Annotated in this window: 27 protein-coding genes; 10 read left to right on the top strand and 17 right to left on the bottom strand. The window is 50.0% G+C overall.

The window, feature by feature from the left end:
* Window positions 1–153: 153 nt before the first annotated feature.
* Both rpmA and rplU read right to left on the bottom strand, forming a co-directional pair.
* On the bottom strand, window positions 154–411 hold the full coding sequence (gene rpmA / locus ACJJIP_RS18030) for a 50S ribosomal protein L27 (protein WP_020411428.1): 258 nt from the start codon (window positions 409–411) through the stop codon (window positions 154–156).
* Window positions 412–428: 17 nt separating this feature from the next.
* The gene (gene rplU / locus ACJJIP_RS18035) at window positions 429–740 is read right to left on the bottom strand and encodes a 50S ribosomal protein L21 (protein WP_020411427.1); all 312 of its coding nucleotides are present in this window, start codon (window positions 738–740) and stop codon (window positions 429–431) included.
* Window positions 741–992: 252 nt separating this feature from the next.
* Here rplU and ACJJIP_RS18040 point away from each other — a divergent pair, with 252 nt between their 5' ends.
* A complete protein-coding gene (locus tag ACJJIP_RS18040) occupies window positions 993–1955 on the top strand; it encodes a polyprenyl synthetase family protein (RefSeq protein ID WP_020411426.1) in 963 nt (320 codons plus the stop codon).
* Between the two features lie 1005 nt (window positions 1956–2960).
* On the opposite strand, the gene ACJJIP_RS18045 is transcribed toward ACJJIP_RS18040, so the two are convergent.
* Together ACJJIP_RS18045 and galU are read right to left on the bottom strand one after the other, a co-directional pair.
* Window positions 2961–4310, bottom strand: a complete 1350-nt coding sequence (locus tag ACJJIP_RS18045) for a phosphohexomutase domain-containing protein (RefSeq protein ID WP_020411425.1) — start codon at window positions 4308–4310, stop codon at window positions 2961–2963.
* Complete coding sequence (galU, locus tag ACJJIP_RS18050) at window positions 4311–5159, bottom strand: UTP--glucose-1-phosphate uridylyltransferase GalU (protein ID WP_020411424.1); 849 nt, start codon at window positions 5157–5159, stop codon at window positions 4311–4313.
* A 274-nt stretch (window positions 5160–5433) separates the two neighbouring features.
* Here galU and fabA point away from each other — a divergent pair, with 274 nt between their 5' ends.
* Both fabA and fabB read left to right on the top strand, forming a co-directional pair.
* Window positions 5434–5958: a 3-hydroxyacyl-[acyl-carrier-protein] dehydratase FabA gene (gene fabA, locus ACJJIP_RS18055; RefSeq protein WP_020411423.1), complete on the top strand. Its 525-nt coding sequence runs from the start codon at window positions 5434–5436 to the stop codon at window positions 5956–5958.
* Window positions 5959–6026: 68 nt separating this feature from the next.
* Window positions 6027–7250, top strand: coding sequence for a beta-ketoacyl-ACP synthase I (gene fabB / locus ACJJIP_RS18060; RefSeq protein ID WP_444945748.1), 1224 nt, complete (start codon window positions 6027–6029; stop codon window positions 7248–7250).
* Between the two features lie 50 nt (window positions 7251–7300).
* Here fabB and ACJJIP_RS18065 read toward each other — a convergent pair whose 3' ends face one another.
* The 4 genes from ACJJIP_RS18065 to ACJJIP_RS18080 all read right to left on the bottom strand — a co-directional run bounded on the left by ACJJIP_RS18065 (window position 7301) and on the right by ACJJIP_RS18080 (window position 11593).
* On the bottom strand, window positions 7301–8149 hold the full coding sequence (locus ACJJIP_RS18065; RefSeq protein ID WP_020411421.1) for a sugar nucleotide-binding protein: 849 nt from the start codon (window positions 8147–8149) through the stop codon (window positions 7301–7303).
* 9 nt (window positions 8150–8158) lie between these two features.
* Window positions 8159–8767, bottom strand: a complete 609-nt coding sequence (ssb, locus tag ACJJIP_RS18070; RefSeq protein ID WP_020411420.1) for a single-stranded DNA-binding protein — start codon at window positions 8765–8767, stop codon at window positions 8159–8161.
* 147 nt (window positions 8768–8914) lie between these two features.
* Complete coding sequence (locus ACJJIP_RS18075; RefSeq protein ID WP_353377127.1) at window positions 8915–10096, bottom strand: MFS transporter; 1182 nt, start codon at window positions 10094–10096, stop codon at window positions 8915–8917.
* 90 nt (window positions 10097–10186) lie between these two features.
* Window positions 10187–11593, bottom strand: coding sequence for a mannose-1-phosphate guanylyltransferase/mannose-6-phosphate isomerase (locus ACJJIP_RS18080; protein WP_353377126.1), 1407 nt, complete (start codon window positions 11591–11593; stop codon window positions 10187–10189).
* A 159-nt stretch (window positions 11594–11752) separates the two neighbouring features.
* Here ACJJIP_RS18080 and uvrA point away from each other — a divergent pair, with 159 nt between their 5' ends.
* The 7 genes from uvrA to ACJJIP_RS18115 all read left to right on the top strand — a co-directional run bounded on the left by uvrA (window position 11753) and on the right by ACJJIP_RS18115 (window position 20144).
* Entirely contained in the window at window positions 11753–14578 is a 2826-nt protein-coding gene (gene uvrA / locus ACJJIP_RS18085; protein WP_353377125.1) for an excinuclease ABC subunit UvrA, read from the top strand.
* 127 nt (window positions 14579–14705) lie between these two features.
* Window positions 14706–14990, top strand: coding sequence for a hypothetical protein (locus ACJJIP_RS18090; protein WP_444945749.1), 285 nt, complete (start codon window positions 14706–14708; stop codon window positions 14988–14990).
* Between the two features lie 141 nt (window positions 14991–15131).
* Complete coding sequence (locus ACJJIP_RS18095; RefSeq protein WP_444945750.1) at window positions 15132–15740, top strand: hypothetical protein; 609 nt, start codon at window positions 15132–15134, stop codon at window positions 15738–15740.
* Window positions 15741–15796: 56 nt separating this feature from the next.
* Complete coding sequence (gene pxpA, locus ACJJIP_RS18100; RefSeq protein WP_020411415.1) at window positions 15797–16546, top strand: 5-oxoprolinase subunit PxpA; 750 nt, start codon at window positions 15797–15799, stop codon at window positions 16544–16546.
* Complete coding sequence (gene pxpB / locus ACJJIP_RS18105; RefSeq protein WP_020411414.1) at window positions 16543–17307, top strand: 5-oxoprolinase subunit PxpB; 765 nt, start codon at window positions 16543–16545, stop codon at window positions 17305–17307. Before pxpA ends, pxpB begins: the two co-directional genes overlap by 4 nt.
* Window positions 17304–18281, top strand: coding sequence for a 5-oxoprolinase subunit C family protein (locus ACJJIP_RS18110; RefSeq protein ID WP_020411413.1), 978 nt, complete (start codon window positions 17304–17306; stop codon window positions 18279–18281). The genes pxpB and ACJJIP_RS18110 overlap by 4 nt, the downstream gene beginning before the upstream one ends.
* A gap of 408 nt (window positions 18282–18689) precedes the next feature.
* Window positions 18690–20144 (top strand): pectin acetylesterase-family hydrolase, encoded by a 1455-nt coding sequence (locus tag ACJJIP_RS18115; protein WP_020411412.1) that lies wholly within the window; start codon window positions 18690–18692, stop codon window positions 20142–20144.
* A 57-nt stretch (window positions 20145–20201) separates the two neighbouring features.
* On the opposite strand, the gene ACJJIP_RS18120 is transcribed toward ACJJIP_RS18115, so the two are convergent.
* The 9 genes from ACJJIP_RS18120 to secY form a co-directional block, all read right to left on the bottom strand.
* Entirely contained in the window at window positions 20202–20837 is a 636-nt protein-coding gene (locus ACJJIP_RS18120; RefSeq protein WP_444945751.1) for a hypothetical protein, read from the bottom strand.
* Window positions 20838–21002: 165 nt separating this feature from the next.
* Complete coding sequence (locus ACJJIP_RS18125) at window positions 21003–21257, bottom strand: YeaC family protein (RefSeq protein WP_444945752.1); 255 nt, start codon at window positions 21255–21257, stop codon at window positions 21003–21005.
* Between the two features lie 74 nt (window positions 21258–21331).
* Entirely contained in the window at window positions 21332–21718 is a 387-nt protein-coding gene (rplQ, locus tag ACJJIP_RS18130) for a 50S ribosomal protein L17 (protein ID WP_020411409.1), read from the bottom strand.
* Between the two features lie 123 nt (window positions 21719–21841).
* Window positions 21842–22846, bottom strand: a complete 1005-nt coding sequence (locus ACJJIP_RS18135) for a DNA-directed RNA polymerase subunit alpha (RefSeq protein ID WP_026304886.1) — start codon at window positions 22844–22846, stop codon at window positions 21842–21844.
* 44 nt (window positions 22847–22890) lie between these two features.
* Entirely contained in the window at window positions 22891–23511 is a 621-nt protein-coding gene (gene rpsD, locus ACJJIP_RS18140; RefSeq protein WP_020411407.1) for a 30S ribosomal protein S4, read from the bottom strand.
* A gap of 15 nt (window positions 23512–23526) precedes the next feature.
* Window positions 23527–23916, bottom strand: coding sequence for a 30S ribosomal protein S11 (gene rpsK / locus ACJJIP_RS18145; RefSeq protein WP_020411406.1), 390 nt, complete (start codon window positions 23914–23916; stop codon window positions 23527–23529).
* 87 nt (window positions 23917–24003) lie between these two features.
* On the bottom strand, window positions 24004–24360 hold the full coding sequence (rpsM, locus tag ACJJIP_RS18150) for a 30S ribosomal protein S13 (RefSeq protein WP_020411405.1): 357 nt from the start codon (window positions 24358–24360) through the stop codon (window positions 24004–24006).
* Between the two features lie 341 nt (window positions 24361–24701).
* Window positions 24702–24818, bottom strand: a complete 117-nt coding sequence (gene rpmJ / locus ACJJIP_RS18155; protein ID WP_010133825.1) for a 50S ribosomal protein L36 — start codon at window positions 24816–24818, stop codon at window positions 24702–24704.
* Window positions 24819–24859: 41 nt separating this feature from the next.
* Window positions 24860–26206, bottom strand: a complete 1347-nt coding sequence (secY, locus tag ACJJIP_RS18160; RefSeq protein WP_020411404.1) for a preprotein translocase subunit SecY — start codon at window positions 26204–26206, stop codon at window positions 24860–24862.
* Between the last annotated feature and the right edge of the window lie 10 nt (window positions 26207–26216).

Raw genomic sequence — 26216 nt, forward strand, 5'->3', positions numbered from 1 at the left:
CGCATCCGCGCACCCCTATCATCATACCAGCCGACAAGCCGCCCCCTGTGGGCACCTGCCACCCTAACTTCCCGCCGCCGCTTTTCTGCGACTTTTCCAACAAAAAAGCCCCGCAATAGCGGGGCTTTTTATGAAGCTTGGGCTAATGACCGCTTAAGCAGTTTCGATAGAAACAAACTTGCGGTTGTTGGGGCCCTTAACTTCAAACTTCACAACGCCGTCCGCAGTGGCGAACAGGGTGTGGTCTTTGCCCATACCAACGTTAATACCTGCGTGGAATTTGGTGCCACGCTGACGAACGATGATATTGCCTGCTGCTACAGACTGGCCGCCAAAGCGCTTCACGCCCAGGCGTTTACTCTCGGAATCGCGACCATTTCGCGTACTACCGCCAGCTTTCTTATGTGCCATGAGTCGTTACTCCTCTGTTATGCCTTAATGCCAGTGATTTTGACTTCGGTATACCACTGACGGTGGCCTTGGCGCTTCATGGAGTGCTTGCGACGACGGAATTTGATGATTTTCACCTTCTCGCCGCGGCCGTGGCTCACTACTTCAGCCGATACTTTAGCGCCCTCTACAACGGGAGCGCCGATGTTAATCTTGTCGCCATTAACGACCATCAGCACTTTGTCGAAATCAATGGTTTCGCCGGTAGCTACTTCCAGCTTTTCCAGGCGAAGAACTTCGCCCTCTTCTACACGGTGTTGCTTACCACCGCTCTCAAAAACAGCGTACATATTTCTATGCTCCGATATGGACGACACGAAGCAGCGGGAGGACTATTGAGTCACTGCTCCGCATTTCGGGAGCTTGCGCCGTGTTGTTTAACATCTATATTCGCCAAACGACCCCAAAGCAGCTGAATAGCCACATGAAGCCCGCAATTGACGGGGCGCAGATTCTAATCAATTCGTCGGGTTGATACAATAGCGCCCCTTTGCTGCCCGGGCCCCGGGGGGCGCCAGTCTAGTCGTATAAGGAACTCTCACATGCTGCCTTTTCACCGGGTCGCCGCCGAAGACTTTGCCGCGGTCAACCAGCGCATTCTCGATCAACTGCACTCGGACGTTCCTCTGGTGGAAAACATAGGGCACTATCTGGTCGAAGCCGGCGGCAAGCGCTTGCGCCCTCTTCTGGTGCTTCTCTGTGCACGTGCCTGTGGTTATAAGGGGGAGAGCCACATTGACCTCGCGACTATCATCGAGTTCATCCATACCGCCACATTACTGCACGATGATGTGGTGGACACATCCGACATGCGTCGTGGCCGCCTCACAGCTAACGCAAAATGGGGCAATGCTCCTAGCGTGCTAGTGGGGGACTTCCTCTATTCCCGCGCCTTCCAGATGATGGTAGCCCTCAGGGATATGGATATCATGGCAATCCTCTCCGACACCACCAATACTATTGCTGAGGGTGAGGTTCAGCAGCTGGTAAATGCTGGTGATCCCGCGGTGGGCGAGGACAATTACTTTACGGTTATCCACAAGAAGACCGGCGCCCTGTTTGAAGCCGCCTGTGAAACTGCCGCCGTAATGGCTAACTGCACCAACGGGGAACAAACGGCCCTGAAACTCTATGGCCGCCACTTGGGCCTTGCCTTCCAACTTGTGGATGATGCTCTCGACTATCGTGGCAACCCAGAAGAACTTGGGAAAAATGTAGGTGACGACCTGGCGGAGGGCAAACCAACCCTGCCACTAATCTATACCATGGCCAATGGCAGCAAAGATCAGGCCCAATTGGTAAAAGAAGCGATAGAGCAACGCAGCGCGGAAAAACTATCCGAGATAGTCGACGCGATTGAAGCCTGCGGCGCCCTGGACTACACCATGGAGCGTGCACGTGCCGCTGTTAACAACGCTAAAGAGCAGCTGGAGTTCCTACCCAACTGCGAACAAAAGCTGGCTCTGCAACAACTGGCCAGCTTTGCCGTAGAGAGAAGCGTATAGCACTTTTAGCCACAGCAGCCGGGCCACCAACTATATTAGTTAGTGGCCCTATCACTCAAATACGCCTCCAGGAACATAAGTACTCCCCATACCTGAGTGCACTCCCCTCACTTACAAGGTGGGCAATATTTGTAACAATACGTTGCGAATTAAAGAGTCATCCTCCAAATTGCAGCCTCTATAACTCTTAATCACAGTTTTACAAAAATCGAGCCAGGTTACTTCCCTATAAATGCAACACCGCCATTTGTAGCCAAGCTATTGCACTACTTATCCGAAAAATTAAATAAGCAGGACCAAAAACTTAGCCATATCAAAGATTTAGGCATTTATTATTTTTGGCCCATAAATACCAAACGAAACTTTAGCACCATCAGTTTGAAGGAAAACAGCTTCAAAGTTTCCTCCAATGGAAAATACCCAGAAGAAAAATTATGAGGCCATCCACTGCCCTATATCAATTTAGATTAGCACCTGAAATATTCCCACAAAATAACCTTGTGATCACTAGAGGTGAATTAACTTCATCATACGTAGTGGATTACAAATTCCTGCATGACAACAATCCTTGCAGCAATAAGCTGGAATTTTTAATTTTGCAAATACACAATATTCCTCTATGTATACTAAGGACCCTATAGCTGCAAAAAAATACTGGATACAGTTGTAATCAACAAAGGAAGCTTTGGTTTTTTGGTAAAGTCAGAAGGTCATTTGGACGGTTCAAATTGAACAGGCATCAGTATGAATATTTGGTCTATGCGACAGCAATTGTTGCATGCGTCCATGAACGGTGGAAAATTTATGCACAATATTTAAATACCATGCAAAACTCTATTACCAGAAATATCCGCCCGCTTTAGACTTACGGGACAACAGATTAAAATATGAAATTTTATTTACTAGTAATTATATTATTAATTTAGGCAGGGAAGGCCAGCCAAATTTTTGACTGACCTTAAACAGGTCTCTTAAATTTTAACTACTGTATTTACTCTATCTTTTTCAAGCGCGAATTAAATCAAGAAGCTCTTGAGTTTTTTCACGCATTAGCGCCTCATTCCCACGGGACTCAACATTTAAGCGTACTACGGGCTCGGTATTGGACATACGCAAGTTAAAGCGCCAATCGGGATAAGCCACACTCAAGCCATCTACATGCTCAACGCTCTCAGCTCCCGGAGCATACTTTGCTTCGGCCATTTTTAGTAATTCAGCGGCATCCTTCACCTTAGAATTAATTTCCCCAGAACAGGGGAAAGCAGCCATACGCTCACTCACCAACTGAGACAAAGATTTACCACTGCGACTTACCAGCTCTGCCACTAAAAGCCAGGGGATCATACCGCTGTCACAGTAAGCAAAGTCACGGAAATAGTGGTGCGCACTCATTTCACCGCCATAGATAGCGTCTTCTTTACGCATGCGCTCTTTGATAAATGCATGACCGGTCTTGCTCTGCACGGGCTCCCCGCCAGCGGCATGGACAATGTCCTCGGTATTCCACAGCAGGCGTGGATCATGAACAATTTTCGCACCATCATTTTTGAGCAAAAATGCCTCTGCAAGCAGGCCTACCACATAATAACCTTCGATAAATTCACCTTTTTCATCGAAGAAGAAACAGCGGTCGAAATCGCCATCCCAGGCAATCCCGAAATCGGCACCACACTCTCTCACAGCTTCCGCAGTCGCTGCACGGTTTTCCGGCAAAATTGGATTGGGAATACCATTGGGGAAGTTACCATCCGGCTGATGGTGTACTCGTACAAATTCAAATGGCAGATGCGGTGCCAAGGCATCAACCACTGCACCAGCGCCGCCATTACCAGCATTTACCACTAGCTTGAGTGGCTTCAAAGCCGTGCTATCGATATAAGACAGCAAATGTTTTACAAAATCGACACGGTGTTCAAAGCGATATAGATCACCTCGCCTTGGTGCTGAGGCAAAGTTATTTTGCTCTGCCAATCGCTTGATATCCAACAGACCAGTATCGCCACTAATTGGACTACTTCCTGCACGGACAAATTTCATACCATTGTAATCCATAGGGTTATGACTCGCGGTTACACAGATGCCGCCATCAAAATCCCCATGGGAAGTGGCAAAATAAACTTCTTCAGTGCCACACTCGCCAATATGAAATACGTCAGCACCGGCATCGCGTAAACCATTCGCCAGAGCATCGGTCAGTTCAGGGCTGGTCAAACGAATATCATGCCCAACTACAACCCGTCGCGCTCCGAGGAATTGGGCAAAAGCACGCCCCACACGATACGCAACATCTGGATTTAACTCTTCCGGCACACGACCGCGTAAATCATAGGCCTTAAAACAGGTAAGCTCAGCCACTTACTTCTTCTCCTGGGCAGCCTGCTTGGGCAGGTAAACATTCTCATAGACATGGTTCGTAGCTTCGATAAAGCCTTCAACCGAACCACAATCAAATCGGCGCCCCTTAAATGCGTAGGCCAAAACGCAGCCCTGACGGGCCTGGGCTAGCAGCGCATCGGTAATCTGTACCTCTCCATTCTTGCCGGGAGGAGTATCGCGTATCAGGTCAAAGATATCTGGAGTCAGAATATAGCGACCAATAATCGCATTATTGCTTGGCGCCTCTTCGGCCGTCGGCTTTTCCACCATATCGGTAACCTGGTACAAACCGGGCTTGATCTCATTGCCCGCAATCACACCAAATTTGTGGATATGTTCAGTAGGCACCTCTTCGACAGCAACAATACTGCAGCGAAACTGCTTGTATAACTGCACCATCTGCGCAAGTACGCCTAACTCCTCATTCAGGCACAGGTCATCTGCCAGCACTACAGCGAATGGTTCGTCCCCTACCAAGCGGCGCCCCTGAAGAATTGCGTCCCCCAAACCGCGCATTTCTCCCTGGCGCGTATAGGAAAAACTGGCGCTATCAATGACTTTGCGAACGGAATCAAGGTATCGTTCCTTACCAGTACCCGCTATCTGGTGTTCCAACTCAAAATTGGTGTCGAAATGATCTTCGATGGCGCGCTTGCCCCGACCAGTGACAAAGCCGATTTCCGTCAGCCCGGCTTCTATCGCTTCCTCTACGCCATACTGCACCAGTGGCTTATTCACCAGAGGCAGCATCTCTTTGGGCATGGCTTTCGTAGCAGGTAAGAAGCGGGTGCCGTAACCGGCAACCGGGAATAAACATTTCTTGAGCATTATGCTCCCCCATAATTTTGAAACGAGCGCACCCAGTGCTTGGCCGGCAACTTATCATAGTTGTTAGGGCCATTCACTTACAGATAATGACGCTAAAATCCCCTATTGGACCATAAAATCTACTACTGAATGCTCTAAGATTGTGAAAGCAATTCCAGCGCCAGTCACAAAAACAGCCCTGACCGACTAGACAAGCGACACAGAGCCCTTAGAATGCCCGCTCTTACAAAAACGCCCAGTATGGATTGCGTAACCACCCACCAACGGGGAAAAAATGAGTAATTTTGTTCAAAAAAGCACCTATAGCAGAGAGGAGCTACTGACCTGCTCCCGGGGCGAGATGTTTGGCCCTGGCAATGCACAACTGCCCGCTCCCAATATGCTGATGCTGGATCGCATCACACATATCTCAAAGGAAGGCGGAGCCTTCGGTAAGGGAGAACTGATTGCGGAACTGGACATTCACCCCGACCTTTGGTTTTTCGATTGTCACTTTCCAGGCGATCCGGTAATGCCCGGTTGTCTCGGGTTAGATGCAATGTGGCAGCTACTCGGCTACTTTTTGGCCTGGAAAGGTAACCCTGGACGCGGTCGCGCACTCGGCTGTGGCGAGGTCAAATTTACCGGTCAGATTTTGCCCACCAGCAAGAAAGTCACCTATCACATCCAGATGAGCCGCATTGTTGAGCGCAGGCTTGTTATGGGAATTGGCGATGGTACCGTTGCTGTAGACGGCCGTGAAATTTACACAGCTAAGGATCTTCGCGTAGGCTTATTTACCCGTACCGATAATTTTTAAACACACCGTAAACCATTGTCGGTAGAAATCATGTAGTCCTCTACCGACAAGCTATGCTGGAGACCACTATGCGTCGGGTAGTCATTACCGGAATGGGTATTACATCCTGTATCGGCACCAATACAAAAGAAGTCACCGCCTCGTTGAGAGAAGGACGCAGCGGAATCCGCTTTCAGGATGAGTACCGGGAGCTCGGCCTGCGCAGCCAGGTAGCGGGCCAGGTCGATATCGACTTCAAGGAACATATCGATAGAAAGCAGCTCCGCTTTATGGGTGATGCAGCCGCCTACGCATATATAGCCATGCAAGAGGCCATTGATATGTCAGGCCTGCAGGAGGATCAGATATCCAACCCGCGCACAGGTATTGTGATGGGCTCAGGCGGCACATCCACCCAGCAAATTATTGATGCGGCCCATACCCTCAAGGAAAAGGGCGTAAGGCGCGTGGGCGCCTACCGGGTGCCTCAGGTAATGAACAGTACCGTTTCCGCTTGTTTAGCCACCCCATTTAAGATCAAGGGAGTGAACTACAGCATTTCCTCCGCTTGTGCCACCAGTGCGCACTGTATAGGGAATGGAGCCGAGCTGATCCAGATGGGTAAGCAAGACATTGTCTTTGCAGGTGGTGGTGAGGAGCTAGCCTGGAGTTTGACTCACCTTTTTGATGCAATGGGCGCCCTATCGAGCAAATATAACGATACCCCAACGAAGGCCTCACGTCCCTACGATGCCGACCGGGATGGCTTCGTTATCGCCGGTGGCGGCGGCTGCCTGATATTGGAAGAAATGGAACACGCTGTAGCCCGTGGAGCCACCATCTATGCCGAGCTGACCGGCTACGGCGCAACCTCTGATGGTTACGATATGGTCGCCCCCAGTGGTGAGGGTGCAACCCGCTGTATGCAACAAGCGTTAGCGGGAATGGACGGCAAAGGACTGAGAGGTAACGTGGATTACATTAATACCCACGGCACCTCAACCCCAGTTGGAGACGTGGCTGAATTGAAGGCTATGCGTGAAGTCTTTGGTGACACAGTTCCAGCATTTGCCTCTACCAAGTCCCTTACAGGCCACTCCCTCGGCGCCGCTGGCGTACAAGAGGCGATTTACAGTCTACTGATGATGCAAAACAACTTTATCGCTGCATCTGCCAATGTAGAGAATCTGGACCCTGCAGCTGTGGGTATGGATCTGGTGACCGAAGTTCGCGACAGTGAGATCAAGCGGGCCATGTCTAATAGTTTTGGATTTGGTGGTACTAACGCCTGCCTAGTATTCGACAAGATCTAAACAAAAAAAGGCGCCATATAGGCGCCTTTTTTATCTTTGCTGATAGAAACCTAACCAGACTTTTCTGCACCCAAACGTTCTAACCAAAGCTCTACCTGTCGGGTGAGCCCCTGGCGCCAGCTGTGCTGCTGAATGCCAAACACATCCCTCAATTTTCCACAGGCCAGCACAACACTGCGATCCTTTTGACCAGAATCCTCTAATGCACTGAGTTGCACAAACCGCTCTTCATCGTGAAATGACTGTGCCCGCTCCACAACCTCTAACGCAAACTCTATAGCGGTGCAGCTGTCTGAACTTCCGTAATGATAAACCCCTGGAGCAAAGGCACCACTGGCTAGCTGTTGTGCTATCGCTACCGTCACACGAGACAAATCGAGAACAGTAACCGGATTACCGTTATTGATACCATCCAGTTCGAGCGGTTCACCAGTTATAAAGCCCCGTAATACCCGCGCAAGCAGGGCTTCCAGGTTGCTATCCACCATCCAGCCAAATCGCAGGATAGTCAGGTTTTCTAATCCACTCAGGGCACGCTCACAAGCCAACCACTGGCGACCACTTCGAGCCTGTGGATCCGCCACTTCATCCTCATCATATCTCCGCTGTTCACCTCCAGCGAATACCTGATAAGAGGAAAGGTGAATAACATGTTGACAGAGTCCTCTCGCGAGCTGCTTAGCCACCTGCAGAGACTCTGGCATGCCCTGGCTGTCTGCGCAGGCCGAGGCATTGATAACAATCGAGCTTGATCGCAGCTGGTCGAGCTCTGCGGGTAAAAGCTGTTGAACACGAAAGCCAGCGCGCTGCAGGCGTTTCTGCAGAGCGCTGTCGATATCGTTACCAGCAGTAATGACCGCTACCGTGTCCGGCTTATAACCGGTATGTAGATCAGACACTGGATGGGCTTAGAAGGGAATATCGTCGTCAAAGCTGTTATCGAAACCACCCGCTGGCCCCTGGTTAGGCTGCGGCTGCGGTTTGCTGGACGGTGCCATTGGTGATGGCGCTGTGCGCCCCTGAGCAAAGGAATCCTGACCTCCCTGCTGATAACCGCCCTGGAAACCACTCTGTTGTTGCTCGTAGCCACCCTGGCTACCGCCCATAGATTGGCCGCTCATGCCAGCAGCACCCATTCCGGCACCTCCCATACCCTGTCCGAAACCTCCTTGCTCCCCACGGCCGTCGAGCATCTGCATTTCACTGGCAACAATCTCGGTAGTGTAACGGTCCTGACCAGTATTCTTATCTTGCCATTTGCGGGTGCGCAGAGAGCCCTCAATGTACACCTTAGAGCCTTTGCGCAGGTACTCACCGGCAATCTCGGCCAGGCGGTTAAAGAATACCACCCGGTGCCACTCAGTGCGCTCCTGCTGCTGACCGGTCTGCTTGTCCTTCCAGCTCTCACTGGTTGCCAAGCTCACATTAGTGACCGCACCGCCACTCGGCATATATTTGGTCTCTGGATCATTACCCAAATTACCAATCAGAATTACTTTGTTGATCCCCCTGGCCATGGCCCTCTCCTCTCTTCGACCCAGGTCCTACCCAGGCAATAATCATTCAATATTTAAGATGTGAGATGACTCACACCAACAATGCGCGACCGCCCAGATTGGCGACCAGTGTATTTTTATCCAGCAGCATACAACAGACACTACCAGTTAGTAAGCACTACCCTCTCGAGCTTTTGGCTCCCGCTCCCGCAACAACCACCAAAGCAGAATCCAAACAGACAGAACGGAAAAACCGAGCCATGCTACGGCACTGGCACCCCCAAGGCCAAAAAGGTATCCCCCCAGACTACCGCCTACAAAAGTGCCGAAAAACTGCAGTGTGGCATAGAGCCCTGAAGCTGCGCCACGGGCATTCTCAGGAGCTTTGCGAGTCAGCTGGGCTGGCAACAGAGCTTCAAGCAGGTTAAAACCAGTAAAGAAAATACCTAGCAGCAGCACAACAGCTACGGGGCCATTTATAGGCAGCAATGCCGCGCTCCCCCCCACCAGGGCAACACAGGCAAAATTCAAAGCGAGCCCCACTCTATCGCTGCGCTCTGCCGCCCGCATCAGAGGCAGCATCAGGATAAAAGTACCCAGCATCAGCGGGCCATATAGTTTCCAATGCTCTCCCGCCGGCCAGCCAAGCCTGTCGACCAACACCAATGGAAGGGCGACAAACATAGCTGTTAATAAGAGATGAGAAAAAAACGCTCCTGAAACCAATCTCCAGGTAAGGCCACTAACCAAAACCTTACGAAAACCACCGCTGAAAACCGCTGGGCGCCTTGCCACCTGGGGAGTGGGCACCACTCGCCAGACCAGCAACATCCCCAGAATTGCCAGCCCTGCTGTCACCCAGAAGATAACCGGGAGTCCCCCTGCTCCCGCGAGAGCAGGGCCCAATATTACCGCCAGCATAAATGCCACCCCTATAGAGGCCCCTATGATAGCCATGGCAATGCCTCGCTTCTCATCCCGGGTGAGATCAGCAACCAGCGCCATCACTGCTGCGGCAATCGCTCCACATCCCTGTAGAATCCTACCCACAATCAGGCCATAAACAGAGTCTGTCTGCGCGGCAATAACACTGCCTAAGGCAAAAACCGCGAGGCCAGTATAAATAACCGGCTTACGTCCCCAGCGGTCGGACAGAAGGCCCAAAGGAATCTGTAACAGTGCCTGGCTCAGCCCATAGGCACCCATCGCCAATCCCAATAGCATCGGTGTGCTATCGCGATAACCCTCACCGTAAATTGTGAGAACCGGCAATACCATAAACAGGCCGAGCATGCGAAAGACATAAAGGGAAGCCAGCCCGCCCAGGGCCCGGCGCTCAGTGGAATTCATGCAGTTCCCGGAACAGCGTTAAATTGGGCGCGCATTGTACAGCGAGCAGCCGCCAGGCTGTAGTGGAAGGCGTACAACTTTCGGGCTTTTCTAACCGCGACCATAGTCATCATCAAAGCGGACTATATCGTCCTCTCCAAGATAACTGCCGGATTGGACTTCAATTAATTCCAGGGGAATGGTTCCAGGGTTTTCCAATCTGTGCACCACCCCCAAGGGGATATAAGTGGACTGATTTTCTGTGATCAACAGCTCTTCTTCACCACGAGTTACCTTGGCGGTACCCCGCACTACGATCCAATGCTCGGCGCGGTGGTGGTGCATCTGCAAGGACAACTGCTGTCCCGGCTTAACTACAATACGCTTGACCTGGAAGCGCGGTCCGGCATCAATAGAGTCGTAATAGCCCCAGGGACGATAGACTTTGCGATGGCGCTGGGCCTCGCTGCGGCCAGAGCGCTTGAGACTGTTAACCAGCTTCTTAACCTCCTGAACCCGCTGTTTTTCAGCGATCAGCAAAGCATCATCAGTGTCTACAACTATCAGATCCTTCACTCCCAACAGGCTTACCAAACGGCTCTCTGATCGCACCAGGCAACCCTCACTCTCTTCCAGCAGGATATCTCCATGTAGCAGATTGTCATCGGTATCCCGTTCTGCCAGTTCCCAGAGTCCGAGCCAAGAACCTACGTCGCTCCAGCCCGCATCCATTGGCACCACCGCGGCAGATTCAGTGAGCTCCATCACCGCATAATCCACGGACTCATCAGCACAGGCAGCAAAAGCGACTTTATTCACACGTGTAAAGTCTAAATCCCTAACAGCACCTTTATAGGCTTCTCGGCAGGCGGTGAGTATATCTCCACGGTGCTGCCCCAGCTCTTCCAGGTAACGGGAAGCGCGAAATAAGAACATGCCACTGTTCCAGCAATGCTCACCTCCTGCCAGATAAGACTCAGCCGTCTCGGAGTCAGGCTTCTCGACAAATTCCGCCACTTTCCAGGCCTTTGCTGTCAAGAGCTCTCCACGGCGAATATAGCCATATCCCGTTTCAGCACGTGTTGGCACAATTCCAAATGTTACCAGGTGCCCTTGCTCCGCCAAAGCACTTGCCGATTGCACAGCCTCTTGGAAAGTCGTGACATCAGCCACAGCATGATCCGCCGGCAATACTAATAGCAACGGGTCATCACCACCCTCCAGAGCCGCTAAAGCCGCAAGAGCGATAGCCGGCGCCGTATTGCGCGCACAGGGCTCCAGCAGGATAGACTGAGTTCCATGGCCGATCTCCTGTAATTGCTCTGCAGCTGCAAAGCGGTGCTCCTCATTGCACACCAAAATGGGGGCCTGCAGCTGCTGTATTCCCTCCAAGCGCCGCACCGTAGCCTGCAACATGGTCTCGCTACCAATTAAAGGTAAAAATTGCTTTGGGTAGGCTTCACGGGAGAGCGGCCACAGACGAGAACCTGTGCCGCCACAGAGAATTACGGGAATCATCAATTCAATCTGCTTGGCTGTTGGATATTTGCGGCAGACGATTTTGGCACATCGGGTAGCGAGTTTATACTTGGCTGTTTTTCCGGCACCGCAGTTGTGATCGCCCTGAGCGTAACAAGTTCGAAGTCCGGCCCAGTATTATCAGTAGATAGGTAGAGCGTGGACACGATTTATGTAAGGGGTGCGCGCACCCACAACCTGAAGAATATCGATCTCGACATTCCCCGCGACAAGCTGATCGTGATAACCGGACTGTCTGGTTCCGGTAAATCCTCCCTGGCATTTGATACTCTCTACGCAGAGGGCCAGCGCCGTTATGTTGAGTCTCTCTCCACTTATGCGCGTCAGTTCCTATCGATGATGGAAAAGCCCGACGTGGATACCGTAGAGGGCCTGTCTCCTGCCATCTCCATTGAGCAGAAGTCCACCTCCCACAATCCGCGCTCTACAGTGGGTACCATCACTGAAATTTACGACTATCTAAGGCTATTATTTGCCCGGGTAGGTGAGCCTCGCTGCCCGGAGCACAATGAGCCACTCCAGGCCCAAACTGTTAGCCAGATGGTGGACCAGGTATTAGCCCTGCCAGAAGGCAGCAAGATCATGTTATTGGCACCTGTGGTTCGCGATCGCAAAGGCGAGCATCAACATGTGTTCGAGCAGCTGCGTCGAGACGGATTTGTACGTGCACGTATCGATGGGCTTATCTGCGACCTGGACGATACCCCCAAGCTGGATAAGCGCCGCAAGCACACCATTGAGGTGGTGGTAGATCGCTTTAAGGTACGTGAAGACCTGCAATTGCGCCTGGCTGAATCCTTCGAGACCGCTTTAAATCTCACTGATGGTATCGCTTCCATCAGCTTTATGGATGGTGACCAGGAAGACCGCCTCTTTTCAGCCCGCCATGCCTGTCCAGTATGTGACTACTCACTGGATGAGCTGGAGCCACGCCTGTTCTCCTTTAACAATCCTGCCGGTGCTTGTCCCAGCTGTGACGGCCTGGGAGTCAAGCAGTTCTTCGATGAAGACAAGGTGATTCTCGACCAGGAAAGCAGTATCTCCGAGGGCGCCATTCGCGGCTGGGACCGACGCAATATCTATTACTACCATATGCTCGACTCCCTCGCCGAACATTACGGATTCGACCTCGACAAACCCTGGAAAAAGCTTCGTAAAACCCATCGCAGAATTATCCTGCAGGGTAGTGGCGATGAGGAAATCGATTTCAGCTATGTCAATGATCGCGGTGATGTCACCGTGCGCCAGCATACCTTCGAGGGGATTATCCCCAACTTCCAGCGCCGCTATAGGGATACAGAATCCCAGTCTGTACGCGAAGAGCTGGCTAAATACTTGAGCACACAAAAGTGCCCTGAGTGTCACGGCACCCGTTTGCGCCGTGAGGCTCGACATGTATTTGTGGATAACCGTACACTGGCGCAGATTACCGAGTTACCCGTTGGCGACGCCTTTGATTATTTCGACCACGAACTGACCTTCAAAGGCGCACAGAAAGAGATCGCCGATAAGATTCTTAAAGAGCTGCGAGACCGCTTTCGCTTCCTTGTAGATGTAGGTCTGAACTACCTGACTCTGAACCGCAGTGCAGAAACCCTATCCGGCGGTGAGGCACAACGGATCCGCCTCGCCAGTCAGATCGGTGCCGGCCTTGTCGGCGTAATGTATATCCTCGACGAGCCCTCCATCGGTCTACACCAGAGGGATAATGAGCGCTTACTGAATACACTTACCCACCTCCGTGATATTGGTAATACCGTAATCGTTGTTGAGCACGACGAAGACGCCATTCGCAGTGCCGATTTTATTGTCGATATCGGCCCCGGTGCCGGCGTTCATGGTGGCGAAGTGGTCGCGGCTGGCACCGCTGATAAGATTGCCAGGTGCAAGAAATCCCTAACCGGCCAATACCTGTCAGGGAAAAAGAAAATTGCCGTACCAGAAGAGCGTTACATCCCTGCCCCCGATTATGTTCTGCGCCTCGAAGGAGCCAGCGGTAACAACTTGCAGAATGTTGACTTAGAGATTCCCGTTGGGCTATTTACCTGTATCACGGGTGTTTCAGGCTCCGGCAAGTCCACGTTAATTAACACCACCTTGTATCCGCTTGCTGCCACTGCCCTCAACAAGGCCACCACCCTAAAGGCCTCCCCTTACAAGGCTGTCCATGGGCTGGAAAACTTCGACAAGTGCGTGGATATAGACCAAAGCCCCATCGGGCGTACCCCAAGGTCCAATCCGGCTACCTACACCGGCATCTTCACTCCAATTCGCGATCTGTTTGCCGGCACCCAAGAAGCTCGTTCACGCGGCTATAAGCCTGGACGTTTCAGCTTTAATGTTAAGGGCGGGCGCTGCGAGGCCTGTCAGGGTGACGGCGTGATCAAGGTGGAAATGCACTTCTTACCAGATATCTATGTACCCTGTGATACCTGCCATGGTAAACGCTATAACCGTGAAACCTTGGAAGTACACTACAAAGGCAAGAATATCCACGAAGTGCTGGAGATGACAGTAGAAGATGCTCGGGAGTTTTTTGATCCCGTGCCAGTAATCGCCAAAAAGTTACAAACCCTAATGGATGTAGGCCTCTCCTATATCAAGCTCGGCCAGGCAGCCACCACGCTCTCCGGCGGTGAGGCCCAGCGAGTGAAACTATCCCGCGAACTCTCCAAGCGAGATACAGGGCAAACCTTATATATCCTCGACGAGCCCACAACCGGCCTACACTTTGCCGATATCCAACTGTTATTGGATGTTCTGCACCGCCTGCGCGACCATGGTAATACGATAGTTGTAATAGAACACAATTTAGACGTTATCAAAACTGCAGACTGGATCGTAGACCTGGGCCCCGAGGGCGGTTCAGGCGGTGGGCAGATCATCGCTGCTGGGACACCTGAGGAAGTTGCTGAAATAAAAGTTTCCCATACCGGACGTTTTCTGAAACCGATGCTTAGTTAGTTAAGTGAGATAGGGTGCCAGTCTAAAAACCGGCATCCTGAAATCCATTGAATACCATTATGGTGGCAATAGCTATCCTAATTACTTTGAGCTTCTACAGGCCTGCTGCAAAGAAGAATTCAGGATAGTGCGACAGAAAATTAGAGAGGCTAAATCTAATTCCTCCTATTCTCTCTCCAAGAATGGATCCATATGGTCTGGAGAGAGAAGGGAATTTATAATTCCAGCACAGGACAAATACACGCTTCTTGCAGCCTCTCGTGGAGAGGAAACCGCTGAGCTATGGGAAAAACTCAACAAAGAAAGATGGAACATTACTGTGTCTTCCTATTTTTGCTCTCCACTTGAAAATTGTTATCAATCAAATTCTCAAAAAATGTCTGCAGAGGTAGATCATTGCCCAACAGATTAACACCTATACACGCCATTATTTGCTGTAAAGTAAAAAACCACCAAAACAGCTAACATATTTATTAGCAAATGGCGCCGATTTTCCACTATAGAAAACAAACAGAGCGCACTCCAGTTCTGACTGACTTGTAGGCACATAATTATGAAATATCTTAATAAGGAAAGGCTCAACTTAATAATTGCACTATGCGCCATCTTTATTTCTATAGCCTCTTTTTACGCCACTTATCTTCAAGCTAAAGCAGCTAATAAACAGGTCAGAGTAATGACGATGCCAGTCGTTAAATTTGACCAAGGCAACTTTGACGGATCAACTCAAAAAGCAACTATAATTTTCGCTTTGCATAATGCCGGCGCAGGGCCTGCCATCCTAAAGAACCTAGAGTTCATATACCAAAATAAAACCTACCCTGACTTAGATACTTTTCTAGACGGCTGCTGCGCCAAGGAAAAAAAGAAATTATATGAAGCTATAAGTGAACTTAAAAAAGAAGGTGATAGTATTCTTGCCAACCAGAGCGGTTTGAACACGGTGATATTGGAACAAGCCATCATTCCTGCTCAGGCATCTATAAAATTCTTAACGTTGCAAAGAACAGTGGCAAGTGACCCGCTCTGGGAAAAGCTCGACATGCTTCGAAACCATATTGAAGTTGAAGCATGCTTTTGCTCACCCTTGGGTGATTGTTACGAATCAAAGGGAGTTCAAATTTCCTCTGAAGTAAAACATTGCCCCCATAATAAAAAATAAAAAAACAGAACCTATTTGTTTAAGCGGCGCCAATTAAGACTTCAGAGGCAAGCATTGTGCATATTGATATCAACTGCGATCTAGGTGAAGGTGTTGATCTAGCCAGCTGTGAAAAGGATGCTCAACTTATGCCCTTTATCTCCCGCTGTAATATCGCCTGTGGCGCGCACGCGGGAAGCCTAGAGATAATGCGCCTCTCCGTTATCAATGCAAGAAAACACCAGTTACAAGTTGGCGCACACCCCAGCTACCCTGATAGGGAAAATTTTGGGCGCAAATCAATAAAAATTTCCATCAATCAGTTGCTCGACTCTTTATACGAGCAACTTGAACTATTGCAAGGCCTTACTCAGGAAGTAGGGGCGCATCTCGATCATATTAAACTGCACGGAGCTCTATATAACGATGCAGAAGCAGATATAGTGCTAGCACGAAAAATTACCTCCTTACTCAATGAAGAATATCCCTCTCTGAAAATTATCGGCTTAGCCAATGGCGCAATGGAAGTTATAGCCAAGGAGAAAGGCCGCATATTTTATCGAGAGGGCTTTATGGATCGGCAATATTTAACTCCAGATAAACTGGCGCCTCGCTCCCTGCCAGGTTCCGTACTGAGTAACGTAGATTTATGCCTTGAGCGGGCTGTTGCGCTAGCTAAGGGAAAGAAATTTGCAAGTTATCATGGCACACCCCTTAAATTTTCTGTCGATACAATATGTTTACATGGGGACAACCCCCAGGCGGTTAATATTGCACAGAGGCTGATCAACCATCTACACCATCATGGGCTGAGTATCGGCTCGTGATATCTACCCAAGAAAAGCCGCGTTTCCTAAAACTCGAGTTTGACATCATTGCAAATGGGGATTGCGCGCTGGATATTCGCTTTTCAGCTGAACCCAGTGAACTCCTTAGTCGATATATAATTGGATTGCGACAGTACATTCTCAAGCAGGACGACCTAAAAGTTATCGATCTGATTCCCGCTTACCAGTGCCTGACTATTACTTTTGATCCACTTTTATATCTTGACGAATCGCTTTCACGGGAAGTGAAAACTCTGACCAAAAAATTCTTAAAGGCCACGAACTCCCACTTCCTGGAAAGAGAACCCTGCGTAATCCGCATTCCAGTATGCTATGAAAATTCTTTTGCCCCAGACATGCTTACTGTGAGCGAATACACAGGCCTAACACCTGAAGAAATTATTGAGCTACATAGCACTTCCGTTTATTTAGTGCATATGCTGGGTTTTTCTCCCGGTTTTTTATATTTGGGTGGACTGGACCCCAAGCTACATTGCCCGCGAAAAGAAGCGCCGCGCTTACACATTCCCGCAGGTGCCGTTGGTATCGGTGGCGGCCAGACTGGGATCTACCCACAGGCCACACCAGGTGGTTGGCAAATTATTGGGCAAACGCCTATCAAACTCTTCCAGCCTTACAATACATCCCCCTTTATTGCCCAGCCCTTGGATACCATCGAATTCTACTCTATCAGTGAGTCAGAATTTAATGACATAGCACCGCAAGTACAGTGTAAATACTCTAAGGAAAGCTATCCATGAGCATGCACTTTATCCGGGCAGGGTTACAAACTAGCATCCAGGACTATGGCCGTCCCGGCCTAATGCACTATGGCATTCCCATTGGGGGGGCCGCAGATCCTCTCTCTATGAAACTCGCAAACATGTTACTGGGCAACCCATTAAATAACCCTGTGCTGGAAATTACCTTGACCGGTCCCCTTATTGAGTTCACTTGTGATGTCTCAATAGCCATTACCGGAGCGCAATTCAAAACATCTTTAAATAACAGGGCCATTGAGTATTACAGGGTTATCCAGGTAAAACGTGGAGATATTCTGAATTTTTCTAAACTTATCAGCGGTATGCGTGCTTATATAGGTATTTCTGCAAAGATATCGACCCCTATGATTTTAGGCAGTACTGCAACCCATTTAATCAGTGGTTTTGGCGGACATCATGATAGAGCCATTGAAAATGGTGATAGAATTGGCTTCGTAGATACTTGGACAGCTAGGCCTGCAAAACTAAAACGTGAACTTCAACCCAATTATAAATTACGCCCCCTAATAAGGGTGGTACATGGCCCGGAAGCTGGTAGTTTTAGCCAGGAAATCATGGAAAAGTTCAGCGGGACCTCTTTTCAGGTATCCGCTCAGAGTAACCGTATGGGGATACGCCTATCTCCCTCAATTAATCCTAGTCGTGAAGCTCTTACTGAAACTTCAGGGAAAATGATCTCGTCCGGTCTATATCCAGGGAGCATCCAAATTCCCGAGAATGGTGAACCCATCATTTCTTTTATAGAGGGACAAACTATCGGTGGTTATCCCCGGCTGGCCCATGTCATCCGGGCAGACCTCCACAGATTGGGTCAACTAAACGCATTAGATAAAATTAGTTTTCAGGTAATTACCTTGGAAAACGCGAGAATAATTCTACGCGAAAAGCAGAAAAGTTTGGAAAAACTACAAAGGGAGATTGCTACAGAAACCAGGGATTTACTTACTCTCTGAAAGTATTTTTTCTTATTTAGAATTCCGAACTAAGAGCATAGAGCAAACAATATTCTCACTCCTTACATACCTCTTTATTTTGAAAACCAAAGCTTGTCACTTCTAGCATCACCGGTTTCAATAGAAACACATCTTACCCAAAATCAAAAAATTTCAAACATTAATAAAATATCTTCAATAAATCCGCCTGGACCAAGCAGTCCTTAATGACCAATAAGTTTTTATACGGCTCCTGCTAGACCAGAAGATCAATATTAACTAACCTCTTTGGGTTTTACCGAAGCAGCGATTTGGACGAGTGTTCTAATTGACTTGCAGGAGTAGAGGCCACAACCGACCTCTATACTTAGCGCCCCCAATTCGACCTGGTCCAGAGAGAATATATCAACTACCTCAAGGGGATTAATAATGATAAGAATTCTCCGTGGTTTTATTACGGCACTGATTGCCAGCTCATTTCTAATCACCTCCTATGCTCAAGCAGAGCCCGGAGATTACAATTTTTGGACAACTTTAAAACATTTATTTAATCCACCCAGTGCTAATGCTCCTGTAACTACCGAGCAGGCCCAAGGGATGTATCCATTAACAATAGATGATCCCAGCTTTAACGATGACTTCGATCCCAGCGATTTCAACACCTGGCAAAAAATCGACGTTCCTGCCAACACAGGCGCCATGTGCGGCAACGGCTCCCCCTATAAATTCTTCGTATACCGAGTGCCCGATACTAGCAACACCGTTTTCTATTTTGAGGGTGGCGGTGCATGCTGGGATTATGAGAGCTGTTCAGGGCAGGCGGGCATTCGCGGGGCACGTAACCCCAATGGCATTCCTGACGACTATCTCAGCAACATAAATTTATTAGATTTCAGTAATCTAGATAACCTGACGACTGCCGGCGTATCTCCCTTAATCTACACCCACCATCCCTATAACCAATACAAGACTGGTGAGTGGAATTTAGTATATGTTCCCTATTGTACCGGTGATATTTATGTTGGAGATAAAACAGAGATTTATGAAGATTCCAGCGGTCAAAATCCAGATTTAATTTGGCACCATAATGGATTACGTAATGTCCAGGCTGTCACTTCGTGGGTAAAAAATAATTTACAGAAGCCTAAACAAATGCTGACTGCTGGATGCAGCGCTGGAAGTGTAGGGGCCCTGTTAAATTATACAAAACTTCGCGAGGATATGGATGTCGACTATGGTTATTTAATTGATGACTCTGGCCCACTTTATAAAGCACCTTTAGATAGTGATAACAGCACCGAGTACCCATCGTTACCGTTACATAACGAAGTTCTTCACTCCTGGACCACCTACACAACTGACGGGGACCCAAATGAAGAGAACCCAATTAATGCGATAAAATCCTTTACTCCAGGGTTTGATAGCAATCAGCTGGCTTCGATATACAGTGCATTATCAAATAAATTTCCCACAGATCGCCTTGGTATCACACACTTCCTGGCTGACGGTAATTTTTCTTCATACTCCTATGAGCGCTTCTACGAAGATATTTACAATGATCCAGATGCCAACTCTCGCTTAAATAAACTGCGCCAACGCTGGCAAAAGGACACCCATGAGAATCTAATCCCTCTCTTGGACCAAACCAGTAATTGGGGCTACTACTTCCCGATGTTCCGTAATCTTAACGAGAGCCATTGCACTACCATTATCGACTTGCACTATGGTGAGATTGCAGAACATGGACTGGAGTTAAAAGATTTTCTCAACAACATTGTGAACCATAACGGTGGGGGTATGATTCGCGCCTACGAAACGGATAAAGTTTCAGACTTTGAAAACAATAGTAATTGGTTTTACGACCTGATCGGCCTGTTCATGTAGGTAAAGCCTGAAAGAAAGCAGTGCTGTTAGTTTATTACTAGCGGCACTGCTATCTAATTAGGAGCCGTAAACAGTTTCCCGTGCTTCTTGCAGGCGTTTACGAAGGTACTCATGTTTGCTCATTCCATCTGGGAAGGAGGTCATTTGCTGCACTTCTTCAACAATAGACCTTTCAAGATCTTTATATGTTGAGAAGCCAGGCACCTCTGTATGGGGATCATAGTGACTAATAACTGATTGGGCCTGCTCACGGTAGATATTAAACAGCTCTTCCGCGCGCCGCTTGAACTCAGCTTCGTTGATACTATTTTTTTCCAGCCAGGCGAGCTTTAAGGACAGCGCCTCGTAACCGGTAACTCGCTTTTCACTTTCCACTTGTTCTATCGTATCCCAGGCCTCCTCACTGGATAGGTTTCCAAGATTTGCAAAATAGTTCTGCAAAGCCTTCTTCGCCTTTTCCTGGTCCAGGTAAGCTTTCACACGGGGGTGGTCCAATAACTCCTCCACTTCCGCATTTTCCAGCTGTGACCACGGTATACGCTCAGCAATATCCTTCGCTAATTCACTATTTTCGGTTAAAGGAGTTATAAATTGCCGAGCTTTGGCAACACCGGCCTGCACATCAATATCGTAGTGATCAATGCCAACAACTGCTAGAGTTACTGCGCCGGCAAGCAATATCAGTTTTTTCATAATCAGTTACCGAGCAAATTGGAAATTTTATATTTCTATGTCGGTAACTATATAAGCAGAGAAAGCTGAAGTGATGAATGGAAAGGGCGTCCCAGATGTAGATATTTGCGCCAATATCTCTAAAGCCTGCTGAAAACAAAAACCATGATCTCAATCTGTGCGATATTAAACCCAGTTCAATGGCTGCTCATCATCCTTTTTGCTCGCACAAGGTTCTTCTGAGGCCTTCGGAGTTACATAGCCTACCTGCTGCTCCTTAGGCAGGTTCCGTGCCTCCCAGTTGGCTACAGCCTCTCCACAAAGCCTACGCTGCTCTGGGGTAATAACAACACCATTAGGCCATTTACCCAACTCAATAGCACGCCTCAGGCTCGCTACAATGTGGGGGTTCAAGTTACTCAGTAATTGTTCAAAAGACATACAAACCCTTCTAAACGCATAAAAAAGGCCGGTCTATGACCGGCCTTCCGTAGCACTATGGCTAGTTGGCAAGCTTACGCTTCCGCAGCTTCGTCTTCAACCTGAGGACGATCTACCAGCTCAACATAAGCCATTGGTGCTTTGTCACCAGCGCGGAACCCACACTTCAGGATACGAATATATCCACCAGGACGGGCTTCGTAACGAGGACCCAACTCGTCGAACAACTTGCGCACAGCATCCTTGTCACGGATACGAGCGAAAGCCAGACGGCGGTTGGCAACACTGTCTTTCTTAGCCAGAGTGATCAGCGGCTCGGCAACGCGGCGCAGTTCTTTGGCTTTGGCCAGTGTGGTTTTGATCAGTTCGTGCTCCACCAGAGAGGCGCTCATGTTCTTGAACATGGCCTTGCGGTGAGCGCTCGTGCGGCTGAATTTACGGCCACTATAGCGATGACGCATGACTCAATTCCTTACGACCTAAGTTGCTGTCACAGCAGGTCGTTCTGGAGCGGTGTCGCGCTAAGCTGTGGCACCGCTCGGGTTCTTTCTACTAGTCGCGGCACCGCCGCGACTACCAAATGCTTACAGGGGGCTTAACTTGCTGTCGCCTTTCAGACTGGCCGGCGGCCAGTTTTCCAGGCGCATACCCAGGGATAAACCACGGGAAGCGAGTACGTCCTTGATTTCTGTCAGAGACTTCTTACCAAGGTTCGGCGTCTTCAGCAGCTCAACTTCGGTGCGCTGGATCAGATCACCGATGTAGTAAATGTTTTCTGCTTTCAGACAGTTGGCCGAACGTACGGTCAGCTCCAGGTCGTCTACTGGGCGCAGCAGTACCGGGTCAACTTCGGGCTCTTCAGCTTTCGGTTGCGCATCCTTTTCACCTTCCAGGTCTACAAAAACTGCAAGCTGCTGCTGCAGAATCGTAGCGGCGCGGCGAATTGCCTCTTCTGGGTCCAGGGTACCATTGGTCTCCAGGTCCAGAACCAGCTTGTCCAGGTCAGTGCGCTGCTCCACACGTGCACTTTCCACACTGTAGGAAACACGACGTACCGGGCTGTATGAAGCATCCAGCTGCAGACGGCCAATCGCGCGGCTTTCCTCTTCCTCGTCTCGGCGAGCGTCCGCTGGCTGATAGCCACGACCGCGCGCTACGGTGAGACGCAGGTTGAGTTCCACATCACCAGTGATATTGGCGATCACGTGCTCAGGATTCACAATCTCGATATCGTGATCTACCTGGATATCTCCAGCAGTTACCGCACCTGGGCCCTTCTTGCTCAGGCTCAATACCGCCTGATCCTTGCCGTGCATAACAACCGCGATTTCTTTCAGGTTGAGCAGGATTTCAATAACATCTTCCTGCACACCTTCAATCGCGCTGTACTCGTGCTCGACACCGTCGATTTCGACTTCGGTGACGGCGCAGCCCGGCATGGAGGACAGCAGGATGCGACGCAGCGCATTGCCAAGAGTGTGGCCAAAGCCACGCTCCAGGGGCTCCAAAATCACTTTGGCGTGATTCGGATTGTACTCGGTGACGTCAATACGACGCGGTGTCAAAAACTCGTTGACAGCAGTCTGCATAGCCATACCTGTTTACAGTTGCATTCCTTAAAGTGGACTAATTGTTACTTGGAGTACAGTTCCACGATAAGGTTTTCGTTGATCTCTGCCGGCAGATCGACACGATCTGGAGTGCGCTTGAAAGTGCCTTCCAGTTTGCTCGCGTTTACGTCTACCCACTCGACATCGCCACGCTGGGCAGCGAGGGAAACGGAATTCTGGATACGCAGCTGCTTCTTAGCTTTTTCACGTACAGCAACTACATCACCTTCCTTAATTTGATAAGAAGGAATGTTAACAGTTGTGCCGTTTACCAGAATCGCCTTGTGGGAAACCAGCTGACGCGCTTCAGAGCGCGTTGAGCCGAAGCCCATGCGGTAAACCACGTTGTCCAGGCGTTTTTCCAGAAGTTGCAGCAGGTTCTCACCAGTTGCACCTTTCAGGCGCGCCGCTTCCTTATAGTAGTTACGGAACTGCTTTTCCAGTACGCCATAGATACGGCGAACCTTTTGCTTCTCGCGCAGCTGAATACCGTAATCGGACAGACGACCACGGCCAGCACCATGCTGGCCGGGCTTGGATTCTGCGCGACACTTAGAGTCATGCGGACGAACGCCGCTCTTCAGCTGCAGGTCAGTCCCTTCACGACGGGACAGTTTACATTTTGGTCCAATATAACGTGCCATTTTATCAGCCCCCTCTTACACGCGACGTTTCTTGGGCGGACGACAACCGTTATGCGGGATTGGCGTCACGTCGGTGATGTTGGTGATCTTGTAGCCGCAGTTGTTCAGTGCGCGAACAGCGGATTCGCGACCGGGGCCAGGGCCCTTTACTTCTACGTCGAGGTTTTTCAGGCCGTACTCCTGAGCTGCAGTACCTGCGCGCTCAGCGGCAACCTGGGCTGCAAACGGGGTGCTCTTTCTTGAGCCACGGAAGCCGGATCCACCTGCGGTGGCCCAGCTGAGGGTATTACCCTGGCGATCAGTGATCGTCACGATCGTATTGTTAAACGATGCGTGGATGTGGGCAATACCGTCAACAACGGTCTTTTTGACCTTTTTGCGAACAGTAGTTTTTGGCTTAGCCATACCAGTATCCTAAATCCTGTATCAAATCCCCTCGGTTCACTACCGGGAAGGGGCTTGTTAAACCGCGATATCGCGCCTTAATCAGGCTCACTTGCGAATCGGCTTGCGCGGACCCTTACGGGTGCGAGCATTGGTTTTGGTGCGCTGACCACGCAGCGGAAGGCTGCGGCGGTGACGCAAACCGCGGTAGCATCCAAGGTCCATCAAACGTTTGATGTTCATGGATACTTCACGGCGCAGGTCGCCCTCTACAGTGAGTTTTGCAACTTCACCGCGGATGGTTTCGATCTGCTCTTCAGACAGGTCGCGGATTTTGGTGGATTCAGCGATACCAACCGCTGCCAAAATAGACTTTGACTTAGTGAGACCTACCCCGTAAATGTGGGTCAGGGAGATCACGGCGTGCTTGTGGTCTGGTACATTGACACCAGCAATACGTGCCATAGAGGCGTACTCCACGTATTGGAGCCACTGCTATAAATAAGTATGTGGCTCTACTTTGATTTCGGCGCTGACAGCGACTAAAAAACCGGCGGCGCCACCAAAAAGGCGCGCAAGAATAGCTTTTCAGACACTAATTTGCAATAGCCCACGACCGTTTCGGCCTCCCGAAACGGCTGCGGACGACAGTCAACGCCCCCAATTGGAAGAAGGCTTTACCACCTCCTCCCCACCCCAAAAATTTTGAGGTGTTGCCAATCGATACGGGGCTGTAGCGATCAGCGAATTCTTCCAGCTTTTACGGGGGCGCCCAATGGACGCACCCCGAAGGGGCTGGCCCCTTTTTAGCCTTGACGCTGCTTGTGACGTGGCTCAGCGCTGCAGATTACCCGCAGAACGCCTTTGCGACGTACGATTTTGCAGTTACGGCAGATCTTTTTTACAGAAGCGCGTACTTTCATGACCTTACCTCAATTCAATCAAACTGCGAGCAGGTGACGCACTAGCGACGACCGTAGCTTTGCAGGTTCGCTTTTTTCATCAAGCCTTCGTACTGGTGTGACAGCAGATGCGACTGTACCTGCGCCATAAAGTCCATCACTACGACTACAACGATCAGTAGTGAGGTACCCCCCAGATAGAAGGGAACGTTAAACCCAACTACCAGGAACTGCGGCAGCAGGGATACCAGCGCGATATACACGGCACCTACCAGGGTGAGTCGGGTCAACACGCTATCGATATAGCGGGCTGTCTGCTCACCAGGGCGAATACCTGGCACATAAGCACCGGACTTTTTCAGGTTATCTGCTACTTCATTCGGGTTGAACATCAACGCCGTGTAGAAGAAACAGAAGAAACCGATCAGCAGTGCGAACAAAATAATGTTCAGCGGCTGCCCTGGCCCCAGCTGCAATGCCATCCACTGCAGAATCTGAGCACCAACACCTTCCCCGCCCTGACCAAACCACTGCGCCAGCGTAGCCGGGAACAGCAGGATACTACTGGCGAAGATCACCGGAATAACACCGGCCATATTCACCTTCAGGGGCAGGTGGCTCGCCTGCGCAGCCGGTGCGGCAGAATAGCGACCAGCCTGGCGTCGGGCGTGGTTAATTGTGATTCGACGCTGACCGCGCTCCATCACTACCACAAAGAACACCACCGCAAGAGCAATTACGCCGATGATCAGCAGCATAAGGATATGCAGCTCACCCTGCCGTGCCTGTTCAAACGCCTGACCGATGGCACCGGGCAAACCGGCGACGATACCGGCGAAAATCAGCATGGAAATGCCATTGCCAACACCGCGCTCGGTGATCTGCTCACCGAGCCACATCATAAATACGGCACCGGTCACCAGTGACGTTACCGCCACAAAGTAAAAACCAAACGCAGGCTCAGATGAGTAAGCCAGATTCTGTCCAGCAAGCCCGAAAGTCATACCAATACCCTGAATCAGGGCCAGCACTACCGTGAGGTAGCGAGTATATTGGTTGATCTTGCGCCTTCCGGCCTCCCCTTCCTTCTTCAACGCTTCCAGAGAGGGAGTCACCGCGCTCATCAACTGCATGATGATGGACGCGGAGATGTAGGGCATGATGCCCAGCGCCAGAATACTCATCCTTTCCAGGGCGCCGCCAGAGAACATGTTAAACAGGCCAAGGATGGTCCCCTGGTTCTGGTTAAACAGGTTTGACAGCTTTTCCGGATCAATACCGGGCACCGGAATATGCGTCCCCAGTCGATAAACAAGAATCGCTAGAAACAGAAAACGAAGGCGAGCCCAAAGCTCGCCCAATCCCTTGCTGTTGCCCAGGGGATTTCCACCGGATCCTGGTCGTGCCATTGGCGCCTCG

This window comes from Microbulbifer variabilis, assembly GCF_052467165.1.